This is a genomic window from Streptomyces xanthophaeus (assembly GCF_000725805.1).
Taxonomy (GTDB): Bacteria; Actinomycetota; Actinomycetes; order Streptomycetales; family Streptomycetaceae; genus Streptomyces; species Streptomyces xanthophaeus.
This window is the reverse complement of sequence record NZ_JOFT01000011.1, coordinates 180,710-194,939: the sequence shown is the minus strand read 5'-3', so window position 1 is coordinate 194,939 and position 14,230 is coordinate 180,710. Positions and strand designations below refer to the sequence as shown.

At 70.1% G+C, this 14,230-nt stretch carries 15 protein-coding genes; 8 read left to right on the top strand and 7 right to left on the bottom strand.

The window, feature by feature from the left end; all coding sequences use genetic code 11:
* Positions 1-18 precede the first annotated feature (18 nt).
* Positions 19-1,287, top strand: coding sequence for a DUF6357 family protein (locus IO30_RS0104395; RefSeq protein WP_031139435.1), 1,269 nt, complete (start codon positions 19-21; stop codon positions 1,285-1,287).
* Positions 1,288-1,467: 180 nt separating this feature from the next.
* Here the strand turns inward: IO30_RS0104395 and IO30_RS0104390 are convergent, their stop codons facing one another.
* Positions 1,468-2,241, bottom strand: a complete 774-nt coding sequence (locus IO30_RS0104390) for an SDR family NAD(P)-dependent oxidoreductase (protein ID WP_234321712.1) — start codon at positions 2,239-2,241, stop codon at positions 1,468-1,470.
* 349 nt (positions 2,242-2,590) lie between these two features.
* Here IO30_RS0104390 and IO30_RS0104385 point away from each other — a divergent pair, with 349 nt between their 5' ends.
* A complete protein-coding gene (locus IO30_RS0104385) occupies positions 2,591-3,784 on the top strand; it encodes a sensor histidine kinase (RefSeq protein ID WP_031139430.1) in 1,194 nt (397 codons plus the stop codon).
* A complete protein-coding gene (locus IO30_RS0104380; protein ID WP_031139429.1) occupies positions 3,781-4,434 on the top strand; it encodes a response regulator transcription factor in 654 nt (217 codons plus the stop codon). Before IO30_RS0104385 ends, IO30_RS0104380 begins: the two co-directional genes overlap by 4 nt.
* A gap of 81 nt (positions 4,435-4,515) precedes the next feature.
* On the opposite strand, the gene IO30_RS0104375 is transcribed toward IO30_RS0104380, so the two are convergent.
* Entirely contained in the window at positions 4,516-5,103 is a 588-nt protein-coding gene (locus tag IO30_RS0104375; RefSeq protein ID WP_031139427.1) for a hypothetical protein, read from the bottom strand.
* Positions 5,104-5,869: 766 nt separating this feature from the next.
* Between IO30_RS0104375 and IO30_RS0104370 the strand changes: the two genes are divergently transcribed.
* Positions 5,870-6,307, top strand: a complete 438-nt coding sequence (locus IO30_RS0104370; protein WP_031139425.1) for a DUF3592 domain-containing protein — start codon at positions 5,870-5,872, stop codon at positions 6,305-6,307.
* Between the two features lie 292 nt (positions 6,308-6,599).
* Here IO30_RS0104370 and IO30_RS0104365 read toward each other — a convergent pair whose 3' ends face one another.
* Complete coding sequence (locus IO30_RS0104365; protein WP_031139423.1) at positions 6,600-7,244, bottom strand: dihydrofolate reductase family protein; 645 nt, start codon at positions 7,242-7,244, stop codon at positions 6,600-6,602.
* Positions 7,245-7,572: 328 nt separating this feature from the next.
* On the opposite strand from IO30_RS0104365, the gene IO30_RS0104360 reads away from it, so the two are divergent.
* A complete protein-coding gene (locus IO30_RS0104360) occupies positions 7,573-7,830 on the top strand; it encodes a hypothetical protein (protein WP_031139421.1) in 258 nt (85 codons plus the stop codon).
* Between the two features lie 383 nt (positions 7,831-8,213).
* Here the strand turns inward: IO30_RS0104360 and IO30_RS0104355 are convergent, their stop codons facing one another.
* Positions 8,214-9,146 (bottom strand): hypothetical protein, encoded by a 933-nt coding sequence (locus tag IO30_RS0104355; RefSeq protein ID WP_031139420.1) that lies wholly within the window; start codon positions 9,144-9,146, stop codon positions 8,214-8,216.
* A 103-nt stretch (positions 9,147-9,249) separates the two neighbouring features.
* Complete coding sequence (locus tag IO30_RS0104350) at positions 9,250-9,741, bottom strand: SRPBCC family protein (protein ID WP_031139418.1); 492 nt, start codon at positions 9,739-9,741, stop codon at positions 9,250-9,252.
* Positions 9,742-10,030: 289 nt separating this feature from the next.
* Here IO30_RS0104350 and IO30_RS0104345 point away from each other — a divergent pair, with 289 nt between their 5' ends.
* Positions 10,031-11,464, top strand: a complete 1,434-nt coding sequence (locus IO30_RS0104345) for a hypothetical protein (RefSeq protein ID WP_237403339.1) — start codon at positions 10,031-10,033, stop codon at positions 11,462-11,464.
* A 32-nt stretch (positions 11,465-11,496) separates the two neighbouring features.
* On the opposite strand, the gene IO30_RS0104340 is transcribed toward IO30_RS0104345, so the two are convergent.
* On the bottom strand, positions 11,497-11,910 hold the full coding sequence (locus tag IO30_RS0104340) for a TraR/DksA family transcriptional regulator (RefSeq protein ID WP_031139414.1): 414 nt from the start codon (positions 11,908-11,910) through the stop codon (positions 11,497-11,499).
* A gap of 368 nt (positions 11,911-12,278) precedes the next feature.
* Between IO30_RS0104340 and IO30_RS44320 the strand changes: the two genes are divergently transcribed.
* Positions 12,279-12,899 carry a hypothetical protein gene (locus IO30_RS44320; RefSeq protein WP_031139413.1) on the top strand — a complete coding sequence of 207 codons (621 nt, stop codon included), beginning with the start codon at positions 12,279-12,281 and terminating at the stop codon, positions 12,897-12,899.
* Here the strand turns inward: IO30_RS44320 and IO30_RS0104330 are convergent.
* Positions 12,896-13,759, bottom strand: coding sequence for an SDR family oxidoreductase (locus tag IO30_RS0104330; RefSeq protein WP_031139411.1), 864 nt, complete (start codon positions 13,757-13,759; stop codon positions 12,896-12,898). The two genes, IO30_RS44320 and IO30_RS0104330, sit on opposite strands and share 4 nt — an antisense overlap.
* A gap of 108 nt (positions 13,760-13,867) precedes the next feature.
* On the opposite strand from IO30_RS0104330, the gene IO30_RS0104325 reads away from it, so the two are divergent.
* On the top strand, positions 13,868-14,230 hold the full coding sequence (locus tag IO30_RS0104325; protein WP_031139409.1) for a winged helix-turn-helix transcriptional regulator: 363 nt from the start codon (positions 13,868-13,870) through the stop codon (positions 14,228-14,230).

Sequence of the window (14,230 nt, the reverse complement as noted above, 5' to 3'; positions counted from 1 at the left end):
CCGCGGGAGCCTGAGTCCATGAGAGACATCGTTTTCACGCGGCAGAGCGGCTGGATCCCGAACGTGATCCGCGAGGACGGCGAGCTGAAGCTGATGCTCGGCGCCGGGGCCGACGCGAACCACGAGCCCCGCACGTTCACGTTCTCGATCAGCGAAGCCCATCTTGCGGTGATCCGGGAGGACCTGGCCAGACACCTGCTGCTGTGGAGTGCGGTCCTTCCGCTGTGCGACGCCGCCGGAACCCGGGGCCGGCTCGACGAGGACGCTGCCGTCGCGCTCCTGGACCCGATCCTCCTTGCCGCGCCCGCGGACGTCGACGCGCTCTTCCAGCGCATCCGGTGGGACAGGAGCCGGCTCATCGCCCACGGGGCCGACATCGGTCTACTTGAGCACGGTCAGGTATGCGCAGCGATGCGCGCGGCGACAGAGACGTCAAACGAGAAACGAGCTCAGGAGTACCACGCGGACCGCCGTCGCGCCGAGCGCGGAGCAGTACTCGGTCCACTGGACGCCGCGATTCTGCGGTACACGGGCCAGTATCTGCACGGCTCGACGGTTCCGAGGCGGATACCCGATGCCGTCGACCCCGCGCTGCTGCCCGAGGTCATGCGGGTGATCGCCACTGCGGAGCAGGCGTGTGCCGGGATGCGGATCGGCCGCGATCCGCGACGGGGGAAGCACGCCACGGACAAGCGCGACTGGAATCGGATGGAGACGACGGTCGACGCGGCCGTGCGCCGTGCACACCCTGAGCTCGTCGATGACGCGGTGCGGACCGTGAGCTTCCTGATGTGCTCGGAGGCCGCGGCCCGCTCCAGGAACACGCCCCTGGAGGATGACGAGGAGGCGGCCGGCCACCACGCTGACTTCGGCGGGAGCGCAATGAAGACGGTCCTTTCGTTCACCGACGACAAGGGCGTCGAGAAGAAGTGGCTACGCGGCAGTGCCCGCACCGCCGCCGCGGAGTTCTGGGAGTTCGTCGGCGAACGCTCTGCCGCGGACAACGAAGTGTTCACCATCGAGGACGAGGAGAGGGGCGAAGGGATCCAGCTCCACTTCTACGCGGACTCCATCGCCCGGATCACGACGTTGCGCGAGGGCGAAGGCGGGGCGGATCCGGAGTACCGGGTCGAGTACAGCCTGGTCGACGGGATCAGCGGGTACCGGACCCTGGTGAGCGCCTTCGCCCGCGGCGGCTGCGCCGCACTCGGACAGCACGGCCCCTGGATGTCGGATGTCGCCGAGTTCGAGCGCGCGCGTAGGCGTAGGCGGCGCGACGCCCGGTAGTCCCATCGGGAGCCCGGGACAGCAGGTCGTCGAAGCCCGGGTGCGAGGCGTACCCCTCTCGAAAGCGACTGGTACTCGGGCGCCAGACCGGGAGGGGGTCGGAAGAGCGACTGGATTCCCGTCCGCCCGGTAGGCGTGGCCGCGGCGCGGGATCCCGCGGCCGCGGCTCCTGGTCTGCTCTCACGTACCGCTCGGCTGGATCATCTTCCGGCCCGCGGTGCTTCCGCCGTCCACGGTGATCGACGCACCCGTCATGTAGGGGAAGTCGTCGGACGCGAGCCCGAGCACCGCGCGCGCGATCTCCTCGGCTTCAGCCATCCGTTCGAGACCGTCGACGTTGAGCGGGCCCCATGCCTGCTTGTACTTCGCCCAATCGGCGTCCGGGATTCCCGGCGGGCGGACGAAGGGTGTATCGGTCGTGCCGGGCAACAGGGCGTTGAGCCGGATCCCCTTGGGTCCGTACGCGAGGGCTGCGGCCTTCACCATGCCCTGCACCGCCCGCTTGCTTGCGGTGTACGCGGCGCCGTTCGGCCGCGCCTGTTCGGCCGCTGATGACGACGTGCAGATGATGACGCCGCGCTGCGCCTTGAGCATGTGCGGAATCTCGTACTTGATCGCGAGGAACACGCCCCGGGCGTTGGTGGCCTGCACGTCGTCCCACTCCTCGACGCTCATCTCATGGGGTAGTTTGCCGCCGCCGATGCCCGCGTTGTTGAAGGCGACGTCGATGCCGCCGTAACGGCTCGCGACTCGGTCCACGAAGCCGCGAACTTGGGTGTCCAGGCGGACATCGGCCTCGATGTACGTGGCTTCGCCGCCCGCGTCCCGGATCTCGCGTTCCACCTGACGCCCCAACTCGGCTCGTCTGCCGCAGAATCCGACATGGGCGCCCTCAAGGGCGAACGCCTTCGCTGCCGCCCTGCCTATGCCGGAGGTGCCACCCGTGATGAGCACGGACTTTCCCTGGAAGCGTGCGGCCTTGGTGCGGGACCTCGACCGGGTGCCGGTCGCGTGGGCGGTGGTGCCGAAGGCCGCGCTTCCCAGCCCCAGAGCGGCCGCACCACCGAGGAGGGAGCGCCGTCCCATGGCGGTGGATCCTGTGTCTGTGTCTGTGCCTGCGTCTGCGCGTGCGTCGGCGTCGGCGCTCGTGGCCGTAGGTGCATCAGTGTCCATGCCGTTCACTCTCGCCGCCCGACCCGGCTTCCCGACTCCTTCCACGGGCCGGACATGGCGGCCGGTGGGAGGAGTCGGCCTCCTCCCGTGGCAGGACCCGGGCGTACGGGCATCCGCCTATCGTGGGGGTGTGAACAGAGCTTGGATCGAGCCTGTGTTCGACAGAAGATTCGCCGGCCTGCGGATCCTGGTGCTGGCCGGCGTCATGGCCGGCTATGTCCTCCTTCTGCAGAGGCCGTCCGGGGCACGCGACGGGGGCCTCGCCGCAGCCGGGCTCGTGCTGTGCCTGGCCGCGGGGAAGTGGGTGTTCGGCGCGCTCCTGGCGCAGTCGGGCCTGCTCGTTGCCGCACACGCGCTGGGCGCGAGCACCGTTTCTTCGCTGAAGGTGCTGGCCGCCGTCACTCTCTTCGAGCTGGCGGTACAGCAGTCCGGACGCTGCCTCGCCGCCGGGGCGACAGGACTGGCACTCGCTGTCGCCGTGAACCGCTTCGAAGATCTGCCCGGCGAACTCCTGCCAGTGCTCTACAAGATGGCGATCGTCGCAGGCCTGCCGCTGCTCCTTGGCGCGTACGTACGCGTGACCCGCGACGCTGCGGTGCAGGCCCGTCGGCACGCGGAACAGCAGCAACTCCGTGCGGAACAAAAGCTGTTGGCCGCTCGTGTGGCGGAGCGCACGATCATCGCACGCGAGTTGCACGACCTCGTGGCCCACCATGTGTCCTCCATGGTGCTGCGCGTCGGTGTTGCCCGGCATGTCACCGCAGCCACGAGTACCACTGACCCGCGGATCACCGAAGTCCTCGACGACCTGCACGCCAGCGCCGGCGCGGCACTGACCGATCTGCGGAGCCTGGTCGCCGTACTGCGAGCCCCGGACCGGACCGGTCCCGACACCGGCCCCCTGGTCGAGCCCGGAGCTCTGCCGGCGGCTTTGGAGTCGGTGGTGGAGCACAGCCGCCGAACCGGACTGACCGTAACGGCATCCGTGGATCCCCGCGTCGCGCGGCTCGACGCCGTACGTGGCCTCGCGGTCCTCCGCCTGACCCAAGAGGGCCTGGCCAACGCGGCCAAGCACGGCGGGCCCGGCGCGCATGCCGAGCTGGCCGTGCGGGTGGCCGACGATGCCGTTCACGTGACGATCCACGACGACGGCGCCGGAAAGTCCCGGCCACCGGCCTCCGCTCCTTCCGGACACGGCTTGATCGGCATGCGGGAACGCGTGGACCTGCTCGGCGGCCGGCTGCAAGCGGGCCCCACCGCTCAGGGCTGGCACCTCACGGCCGAACTCCCCGTCCTCACCTTCGACATGGAGCCCCAGCCGTGATCCGCATCCTCATCGTCGACGACCAGCAGCTCGTCCGCATGGGACTGCGCATGCTCTTCGAGCAGGCGCAGGACATCGAGATCCTGGGCGAGGCGGACAACGGCGCGGAGGCGGTACGACTGGCGGAACACCTGACTCCCGACGTCGTCCTCATGGACTTGAGAATGCCCGGCGTGGACGGCATCACGGCCACCCGTCGCATCCTGGCTGCACGCCCCGCCACCCGGGTCGTCGCCCTCACCACGTTTGACGACGACGACCATCTCTATCCGGTGCTCGCGGCCGGAGCCTGCGGTTTCCTCGTCAAGGACACCCCACCGGCCGAACTGCTGGAGGCCGTACGCCGGGCCGCCAACGGAGAGGCCCCCTTCAGCCGTGACGTCCTTGACCGCCTCGTCGCCCAGGCTCTCCACACCCGTTCCTCCTCGGACACCCCTACGGACATCCCGGTGCCGGCCATCACCCCGCGCGAGCGGGAGGTGCTCGGACTGCTCGGCGTAGGCCTGTCCAACAAGGAGATCGCCGACCGGCTGCACCTCGGGATCACCACGGTGAAGACGCACGTGGCCAGCCTGATGGCGAAGACGGGCCGGGACAACCGCATCCGTCTCGCTGTACTCGCCGTCCTCACCGGCATCACGCCGAACTGAGCCGCCCGAGCTGCTGCTGCCGTCACGACGTAGAGGTGGTGGTCGCGGGCGCGCGGCACCGTGCCGAAGTGGCAGGAGGGGTCACTTCATCAAGCAGAGCTGGCGGTACGCCTCGTCGTAGGCGACGTCGTAACCGACGCGGTAGCCGTTCTGGTACGCGGTGATCAGTGCATCCGGCTTCGTCGGTGGGACCAGGTTCGCGTGCTCCCGGGTGCAGGTCAGCCGGGCGTCCTCCTTGCCCCAGGTGGCTCCCGCCGCCTGGCCCGCGGCGGCCATGCTCTCCGGTGTCTGCGTCTGCGGCGGCTTCTGGGCCGGAGGAAGCTTCGGCAGGTCGCAGTTCCTCTCGTACGTGTGGGTGAAGGCCCCGTTGTAGCCGTCCACGTAGCCCTGCCGCTTCCCCTGCTCGTGCGGAGTGGGGTTCACCGGCGCGAGCGGGGGCGGGAGTTTCCGGCAGGCCAGGCCGTCCTGGTAGCCGGCTGCCGTCCCCAGCCTGAAGCCCTCGCGGCAGCCCAGGTGGTACGGGCCCTTGGGCTGGCTCAAGAGGTGGCAGACGTTCGGGACGGCGGGAACGGCCGCGGCGGCCGGCGCGGCCGGAGCGAGCGTGAGCAGGGCGATGAGCGGCGCAGCGCCGAATGCAGTGAGTCGTGCTGCTGTGCTGTTACCGGTCATGGCCGTCCCCCTGGTGGCGCAGTGGACGATGACGGGGTTGGAGGCCGGCGCGGGGAGGGTGGGTACGCACGAGCCTGTTCATGACGCTCCTCGTGGGACTGCGCGAGCCGGATGCCCGTCGGCCCGAGGTGGGGAGCAGGATGCAGGGAGCTGAGCGGACGGGGCTGGTCCGCAGCCTTCGCGCCGTTTGCCGGTCGGCTGGCGAAGGGGGGCGCCGAAGCGCGTCTCTTCACCTCCATCGTCCCGCTCCCTTGGCACGGTGTCGACCGGTAGCTTGCCCGAGCCGGGGCCCTCTACCGCCGGGCTTCCCTTCTGTTCCCCCAAGAATGCAGCCACGGCCCATGAGCCAGGAATGATCGTGAACCTGCGGTCCACGGCGGAGATCACCGACCTTCGGATTCAGCTGGCCCAGCCGAGCGTTGCGACATGGGCCCGTCGAGGGGCGTCCCAGCCACGGCCACTGCCGATGTGAATCACTGCCGGCGCAATGACCGGGCCAGCCGGACCGACCGGCCGCGACCGCACGGTGCGCCCGTCTACCGGACTGCGCGGAGGCGTTCGACCTGCTTGGTGATGACATCGGCTGGGAAAGAAGAGGTTCCGCCCACGCTGACCGCCGAGGGGAGCCGGCCCGTGCATCCTCGCGCCGACGTGCGTGAGCGTGACGGCACAGCGCCGTGCTTGGCGGTAGGGAGCGCGGGTAGATTTTCGTCCGGCGGCGATACGGACGGCTGCCCGGCGGTAAGTCGACGTGGAGGAGCGCCATTTGGAACTCTTGGGCGAGGGCGGCCAACGGCTGCTGCTGGGTTCTGTCGGGCTCCTCGTCATATCGGTCTCCGTCGCACTCGCCGTGCGGACATGCAGCCGGTGGCTGCTCGTCCGCAAGACGTTCGACGAAGGGCTACCCACCGACGGCAGAGTGCTGGATGCCTACGTACTGACGGAAGGCCAGGGCCGGGCGGGCCTACAGCACGCCATCGTGGGCTTCCGCGCGGCCGACGGGCGCGAGTACCGGCTCGACATCGACACCGACCGGCGACGGCCCCTGGGCGCGCAGGTGCGACTGCGCTACCTCCCGTCGAGCCCGGAACGAGCAGTCCTCGTCGAAGCGGGCCGGGGCACCGTGCGTACGGTGCTCACCCTCCTGTTTCTGGTGGTCCTCGGGCTGGTCGGCGTCCTCCTCACGGTGCTGAGCCTGCTCTAGATCTTGCTTCCGGCAAGCGTGTCAACCCGCCCTGGCCGACCATCCAATCGACCGGCCACTGGCGGGCCACCCAGGTGGTGATGAGGCCGACGGACCCGTTTCCCCGCGACTCGATGGAATCCCGCCTCCCTGAGCAGCCAGGGGGGGCAGCAGCTCCGGGATGCCCTGAATGCCGATCATCTGGAAGGTCGGCGCGGAGCGCTGCCAGTCGGCCTCAGGCCCCAGGACCTCGATCTCTGCCACAGCGGCTCCTCCCCACGGCCACCCGCCAGCTGCTGATCAACCAACCTGGTCATTTTCGCCAGAACAGGTGGTGCGTCACACCGCTCGGGCTGGGTACGACATCGAGGTGGAACCGGTCGAGCAGCTCATCGGGGGACTCCCAGAGCCGTACTCCGGAGCCCAGCTTCACCGGTGAGACCGCCACGTGCAGGGTGTCGACGAGGTCGGCGTCAAGGAACTCCCGGATGGTGGTTGCCCCGCCGCCGAGCCGGACGTCCTTGCCCTGCGCCGCTTCCCGTGCCAGTTCGAGGACCGCAGCCGGGTCGGCGTCGACGAAGTGGAACGTGGTGTCGGAGAGCGTGAACGAAGGACGCTTGTGGTGGGTCATCACGAACACCGGGGTGTGGAACGGGGGCTCGGCACCCCACCACCCGCGCCAGTCGTGGTCCGTCCAGGGTCCGCGCTGGGGACCGAATTTGTTGCGTCCCATGATCTCGGCGCCGATGTTGCGTGCGTAGTCTCGCGTGAGGTAGTCGTCGAGGCCCCGGCTGCCTCCGGGGTCGGTGCGCATGGGCCAGCTCGCGGTGGCGCCGGCCCAGGAGAACAGCCTCTCGGGATCGACGTGCCCGAATGGCCTTTCGAGGGTCTGGTCCTCACCGGCACCGATCCCGTCACTCGAGACGTTGAAGTTCTGGACTCTGAGCAGCTGAGCCATGTGCTCCTCCTGTGTTGTCGACAGCGATGGTGAGACTTGCCGGGTCGGGAAAACTCATCGCTGCATGGGTGACGGGTCAGAAACTGGGCAACTCAGAGTACCGATCTGCCAGGTTTGCGTTGTTTATGTAGGCGCCTGTCGGGAGTGGGTGTCCCGGCCCGATGGCGACCGCTACATTGCGTGCGGCAGTGCATGGCGCCCGAGCCGAGCCGGCAGTGACGAGCGCCATGGTGGCCTTGGTGTCCCGTCCGGGTCCAGGCCCTTCGGCCAAAGCCAGGTGAGCCCCTGTGGTGTCAGGGGAAGGTAGTGCCGGAACCTCGGCGTCTCCATGGTCGGCGGCCTGCCGGGCCAGGGCTTCGGCTTCCTCCAGGCCCCCGGCCTCCACCCTCATGCCGACCATGACGTACAAGGCGTAGGCGCTGCCGTGGCCGGCGGCGCGGTGGAAAGGCGGTGGGGCCCGTTCTGGGTGGTGGTGAGTGCAGTTGGCAGGCCGCTGACCGAACGCGAGCAGCGTTTGTCGGCGGAGGTGGAGCAGGACCGCGGTGAGCAGGGTGCGGTGTTTGAGCGGAGGCTTCGCACCATGTGATGGGCAGGTTCTGGCGGCAACAGCAGCCTGAGGGTGCTCGCCGGGCTGGGGCAGCCGGTTTCGGATAAATGGAATCGGAAGATCATGACGTCGGCTTCGTGCCAAGCTTGGGTGAGGTGTCGCTACATGGCTGGGCCGGGCCTGGATGCATACGAGATCCTCAGGAAGGCCCAAGACCTTCAAGCCGCGAAGCGGGCAGCCGTGGCCCCGCTCGCGGAACTCCTCGCCACCCGGATCCGCTTGCAGAGCGAGTTCGCCGGGACCGAACGCCCGTACAGGAAGGCCTACGCCGTGGCGGCGGCAGGCTGGTGCTTCCGGACCGGCAGGCCGCGTCAGGCGGCCGGGAGAGGGATTCGGCTGCGCCCAGAGGGCCTGGGCAGGGCTCAGGCCGGAGGCCAGTCGCGGTCGGCTGTCGCCTCGCGGGCCAGGCGATGCCACTGGTCCACCCCGCCGGGCAGGGACCAGGCCCAGGTCGGCTGTTCCGCGGTGTCCAGGCCGTGGAGGAGGCGGACGAGCCGCGGGCCGGCGCCGGCGGCCCCGTCCGGGACGGTGGGGCCGTGGACGGCGCGCAGCTCGGCGAAGCGCGCCAGTTCGTCCTCGTAGGAACCCACGGCCTCATCGATGCGCGCGGCCCGGTCATCGCGTGCCACCGTGCGGTGCAACTGCAGGAGCGGGGGCTCGACGGATTCGGCGATCGCCGCGGCGAGCCGCGCGTGCCCGTCCAGGATCAGGTGGCAGTCCAGGCCGCTGACCCACCACAGCAAGACGGGCGGGAGCGTGCCCTCACGGGCCTGCTTGCGGTACGCCTTGACCCGGCTGTCGTCGGCATCGGGCATCGGTCGCAGCGCAAGGACCTCCCACCCGTGGGAATGGAGGAACCAGTCGATGTATCCGTCCGGATGGCCGTCGACGAGCATCGAGCTCCAGTACTGGGCATGCGATTCGTCGGCGTGGCGCCAGCGCCGGAGCGGGCTGTCGCACGAGAGCAGCCACCGGCCCTCGTGCAACGGGCTGTCCGGCGCGTCGATGAGGTACTGGGCGAAGCGGTGGGCCCACCGTTGCGGGCTGCCCGCCAGGGCGCGCGCCGCATCGGCGCGCAGCGGCGGGACGACGGAGCGGTACTCGTCGGTGCGCCAGAAGTCCACGCCGTCGAGTTGCTCGTCGACGACGGCGAGCAGCACGGGCCGCGACAGCCGGGAGACCAGGAGTCGCGGCCCGGCACTGAACACGCACAGCCCCGGCTGGTGGCGGTCCTGGACGTCCAGTGACAGGCCCACCCAGGTGCCGTCGGCCCGCCTGACATCGCTGCGCTGCATGCAGCGAGCGTAGACGGCTGCTGCGCGGGACCTCGAAGGCCACCCTGTCTCCCTGGCTGTCCGACATGACGGTGCCGGCCTCGCCGCCTTCGGCATCGGCAGATCAGTCCGTCGCTTCGCGGACGTCCTTCCCCTGCTCGGCGAACGCCTTGAAGTCCTGCATGTGCAGCCGCGACTGCTTGCGGAACGCGCCGGGCATCAGAAGTCCCACCAGCTTCATCAGGAAGCCGCTGAACCGGTATTCGTTCTCGCTCTCCCAGAGCGTCCTTTCCGGTCCTGCTTCGGTCAGCCGGTCGCGCACGGCGCTCCACATTCCCTCGCCGACGATCTCGCGGTCGAAGTGGACGACGCCCGATTTCGGAATCTCGCGCAGGTCCGCCGGTTCCCGGCGTGTGATGGTCTCGGTGCACTCCATCTTCCGCTGGCCCATCTGCATCACGACCCGCGACGTGGTGCCGAGCTGCCCGTGCTCCCCGCTCAGCGGCTCGTGGAGCACCAGGCCCCGCAGCCAGTTCGGCAGGTGTGCCGGGTCGGCGAGCAGCTGGGCCACCTTCTCCCGAGGCAGGGCGATCTCGATGGAGACGGTGTATTTCATGGGGCGCATCATTCTTTTCCTTCTGGGTGTGGGACAACGCGCTTTTGTACTGCTCCTCGTACTCCTCGGCTGAGGGCACTGGCTTCTTTGTCCATAAAGTAGAGGGCAGACGCCGATGATCTGCGGTAACCGTCCGCCATCGGGCTCGGTCGTCGCGGGCGAGGCCTGTAAGGTCACGGCCCGATGGCCGCGAGCAGGCGGCCAGTTGATGCACGGGGGGTCATCGCACATGCCTACACCTGAAGAAATCTGGGAAACCGCCGATCTGCCCGCGCGTCGGCTCGCCGGGGTGGCTCTGAATCCGTCCTCGCCGCAGGACGTACTGCTGCGGCTGCTCGCCGACGGTCCGGCGGCCGTACGGATGGTGCTGTGCCGGGACCGGATCCTGCCCGAAGCCGTTGTCAGCGCTGTGCTCGAGCACCCCGACACCCGCACCCGCTCGTTCTTCGCCCGCAACCCCCATGTCGATCCGGCACAACGGGCCCAACTGGTGGACGATCCGGAATGGTTCGTCCGTGCCCACCTCGCCGCGGCTCCCCGGGTCCCTGCCGGCAGTTTCGTCAGGCCACTGCCCGACGAAACGGCCGTGCACATGATCAGTACGTACGACGACGAACTCCTCCACGGCAACTTCTACCAGCAGACCTCCATCGAGCTGCGTCGGTCCATGCCCACCCATCCGGTCGCGAAGGTCCGCTGCTTGGGGGTCGGAATGTGGGATCTGCTGCCCGCCGGCGTACAGGCCGCACTGCTGGCAGACCCCGACGAGCACGTCAGGGAACGCGCACAGAGGCACGTGCAGAGCCAGGATCCGGCGTGGACGGAGCGCGAACTGCCTGACCGGGCGTGTCACGCACGCTGGGACATCCTCATGCACCGGGCCCTGAGCAGAACCGTCGTGGACAAGGTCCTCACCGCTCCGGTCGCCGAAGGAGAGCGGGCGGCGATCGCCCGCAACCCCAGCCTGCCCGCCGACGTGGTGGTCCTCCTGTCCGCCGATCCGGACCCGGAGGTGCGCGAGACCATCGCCCACCGCCCGGACCTCGGAGCTGCCGAGCGCCGTGCGCTCGCCGCCGACCCCGACCCGAAGGTCCGGCTCGCCCTGTCCGTGCACCCTGAGCTGAGCGAGGAGGAACGCGACGCGATCGACTACGAGATCCCCTTGGACGACTCGTTCCACTCGTATCCCGAGCCCTACGTGCCCCGGGACCCCGAGGACGTACGCCGAAACGCGGGCTCCGGTCACCCGCTGCTGCGCCGGAGGGCGGCCACGGACCGCTTCCTGCCGCTCGACCTCGTAGAGCGCCTGGCCGCCGACGAGGATCTCGGCGTACGCGTACAGCTGGCCCTGAACCATCCGGACGCCCCGGCTGCGCTGCTGCTGCGCAGCTTCCTGGAGTACGACGGCCATGAGCGTGCGCACCTCACCACCCGGCCGAACTTCCCCACCACCGGCCTGGCCGCCTTTGCCGACCACGACGACCCCGAGGTCCGCGCCCTGGCCGCCCTCGACCCCCGGACCGCGCCGGCAACCGTGGAGCGGCTCACCCGGGACCCCGACCCTGCGGTACGGGCCGTGCTGGCACGCCACCCGAATCTCCCGCAGCCGCGGCTGATGGAACTCCTCGACGACGAGGAGCTGGCCCACGTGGCCGCAGCGAACCCGGCCCTGGATCCCGTGGTGCTGCACCGGCTGGTGGCGATGCGGGGACAGTGGGACTGACCGCTGCTGTCGGCATGGCCCTACGGCTGGGGTCAGGCGGTGCGTGGCGGTCGGCGCGGCTCGGACCGGGCGCAGTGGACGCAGGTGGTCGCCGCCGGACGGATCTCCAGGCGCTCGGGCGCAATCGTCGTGCCGCAGACTTCGCACTGTCCGTACTCGCCCTGTTCGAGGCGTTCCAGCGCCCGGTCCAGTTCGTCCAGGTGCTCGCGTGCCCGCGCCATCAGGGCGGCCACGTGGGCCCGTTCGAAGGCGGTGCTGGCTCCCTCGGGGTCGTGCTCGTCGTCGACCGCGACCAGGGCGTTCGCCGCGACGATCCCGTCGAAGTCGCGGCTCAGCGCGGCCGTCCGTACGAGGGTGTCGGCGCGGTCGGCCGCGAGGCGTGCGCGGACCGCCGCGGAAGCGGCCGGGCCGCCGCGCTCATGGCCGTACGGGGAAGCTTCGCCCATGCAGGGGGCAACGCAGCGGTCGTGGTCCTTGATTCCCGCCGCACGGCGCCGGAGGGACGGCGGGCAACCCCTTGAGGAGTGCAGGAGCGCGCACGGAGCGGCGCAGGGCTGGACCTGGCGCGAAAGAGCGGTCGGAATCCCGCGCTCGGCCACTGCGCGGTTCGGTTGGCCGGTTCTGAGCCCAGGTGCTGACTGGTGTGCGGGCCGTTCTCGCAGGCGAGGTCCTGTGCCAGGCGCCGTCGGCTGATAATCGACTCTCGGCCTGGTGGCCTGATTCTGCTCTTTTGCCCTCCGTAGCCGTACCGCTTCTCTTGGCCCGTGCGCCGATGTGGCGACCACACCACTCGAACCCGTCCCTTGGAGGACCCATGGCATCGGCCCAGGAATGGAAGCTCGACGGCGGAACCGCGCGCCTCCTTCCCGCGAACGGCGAAGGCATCGTCAAGCCGCTCATTCTGGCGAGCAAGGCGGGAGCGGGTGTGACCGACCTGGATGCGCTCCAAGCCCGCCTCTACCCCGCCGCGTACTCGTTCGGCGATGCGGTGCGCGCCAGTGGCTACGACCTCGTCCTGGTCGGCTTCGACGACGGCGCTGCCCCTCTGGCGGACTTGGCGGACACGGTCGCGGAGGTTCTCCGGCGGACGGCGGCCGAGCAGACCGGCGAGGCCCCCCTGGCCGCGGGCGGCATCGGCCGGGGAGCCCTGGCGGTCCGCTACGCCCTCGCCAAGATGGAGAGCCAGGCGGAGGACCATCGAACCGCCACGTACGTCTCCTTCAACGGAACGGCGCCCTCCCCGGAGGAGAGGCCCGCGCTGGGCGCGCTCGGCAGCTGGCCGCGGAAGCTGAAGATGGTCAAGGTGGTCAGCGGCGACTTCACCAGCGAGCTGAGCGACGGCGACTTCGACGACAACACCACCGGCGCCGCGGACCCGGGCGGCCTGCTGATCTCCGACGCGCACGGCTCCTGGCTGCTGGAACACCTGGCCTAGGCTCCCGCGAGGGCCGTGGCGATGGCCGAGGCCACCGGGGTCGTCGGGCGTCCGATGAGCCGGGCCAGGTCGCCACTGGTCCCGGCCAGCCGGCCGCGCGAGATCGCCGCGTCCACGTCGACGAGGAGCGCCGCGAAGCCCTCGGGCACCCCGGCGCCGGTCAGGATGCCCAGGTGGGTGTCGGCCGGCACCTCGGCGTACGCGACCTCGCGGCCGGACTGGCCCGCGACCTCGGCGGCGTACTCCGCCAGGCTCCAGGCCGTGTCGCCGGACAGCTCGTAGACCGCGTCCAGGTGACCCTCGCCGGTCAGTACGACGGCGGCGGCCGCGGCGTAGTCGGCCCGCGCGGCGGAGGTGATCCGGCCTTCGCCGACGCTGCCGACGACCGTGCCGTGCTCCAGGACCGCGGCCAGCTGGGCGGTGTAGTTCTCGTGGTACCAGCCGTTGCGCAGGAACGTGTACGGCAGCCCCGAGTCGAGGATCGCCTGCTCGGTGGCCTTGTGCTCGGCCGCCAGGTCGAAGTCCGCCCCGGGCCCGCCGAGGATGCCGGTGTAGGCGAGCTGTGCCACGCCGGCCGCCTTCGCCGCGTCGATCACGGCGGTGTGCTGCGGCACCCGGCGTCCGACCTCGCTGCCCGAGATCAGCAGGACCCGGTCGCCGGCTCCGAAGGCCCCGGCCAGGGCGGCCGGCTCGTCGTAGTCGGCGACCCGGACGTCGATGCCGCGCGCGGCCAGGTCGGCCGCCTTCTCCTTGTCGCGTACGACGACGGCGACGCGCTCGGCGGGGACCCGTTCGAGGAGTTCCTCGATGACGAGGCGGCCGAGGGATCCGGTGGCTCCGGTGACGACGATGCGGCTCATGGTGCGCTCCTGGGTGGGGTCCGGCGGTGCGGGCGGGTCGGTTGGTGTCACCACCGTACGGAGAGCGCTAACTATTCGGAAGTACACACTTTTGGGTAAGGTACTTACATGCAGGTAAGTGTGAAGGCTCCCATGTGCCCCTCCCGCGGCGTGCTGGAACACGTCACCAGCCGCTGGGGCGTCCTCGTCCTCGCCGCCCTGGTCGAGCGCCCGTACCGGTTCAGCGAACTACGCCGCGAAGCAGCCGGAATCAGCGAGAAGATGCTGACCCAGACCCTCCGCACGCTGGAGCGCGACGGGTTCCTGCGGCGCGACGCGCAGGCCGTGATCCCGCCCCGCGTGGACTACTCGCTCACCGACCTGGGCCGTGAGGCCGCCGAACAGGTGTGGGCGCTCGCCCGGTGGACCGAGCGCCGTACGGCCGACGTCCAGGCGGCGCGCGCCGCGTACGACGAGGCCCGTAGCGCGTAG

Excerpts from the sequence above, each read along its gene's own strand:
- IO30_RS0104395 (WP_031139435.1), top strand. The coding sequence starts at position 19 with ATGAGAGACATCGTTTTCACGCGGCAGAGCGGCTGGATCCCGAACGTG.
- IO30_RS0104375 (WP_031139427.1), bottom strand. The coding sequence starts at position 5,103 with ATGACCGGTAACAGCACAGCAGCACGACTCACTGCATTCGGCGCTGCG.
- IO30_RS0104365 (WP_031139423.1), bottom strand. The coding sequence starts at position 7,244 with ATGGCTCAGCTGCTCAGAGTCCAGAACTTCAACGTCTCGAGTGACGGG.
- IO30_RS0104360 (WP_031139421.1), top strand. The coding sequence starts at position 7,573 with ATGGTCGGCGGCCTGCCGGGCCAGGGCTTCGGCTTCCTCCAGGCCCCC.
- IO30_RS0104355 (WP_031139420.1), bottom strand. The coding sequence starts at position 9,146 with ATGCAGCGCAGCGATGTCAGGCGGGCCGACGGCACCTGGGTGGGCCTG.
- IO30_RS0104350 (WP_031139418.1), bottom strand. The coding sequence starts at position 9,741 with ATGAAATACACCGTCTCCATCGAGATCGCCCTGCCTCGGGAGAAGGTG.
- IO30_RS0104340 (WP_031139414.1), bottom strand. The coding sequence starts at position 11,910 with ATGGGCGAAGCTTCCCCGTACGGCCATGAGCGCGGCGGCCCGGCCGCT.
- IO30_RS44320 (WP_031139413.1), top strand. The coding sequence starts at position 12,279 with ATGGCATCGGCCCAGGAATGGAAGCTCGACGGCGGAACCGCGCGCCTC.
- IO30_RS0104330 (WP_031139411.1), bottom strand. The coding sequence starts at position 13,759 with ATGAGCCGCATCGTCGTCACCGGAGCCACCGGATCCCTCGGCCGCCTC.
- IO30_RS0104325 (WP_031139409.1), top strand. The coding sequence starts at position 13,868 with ATGCAGGTAAGTGTGAAGGCTCCCATGTGCCCCTCCCGCGGCGTGCTG.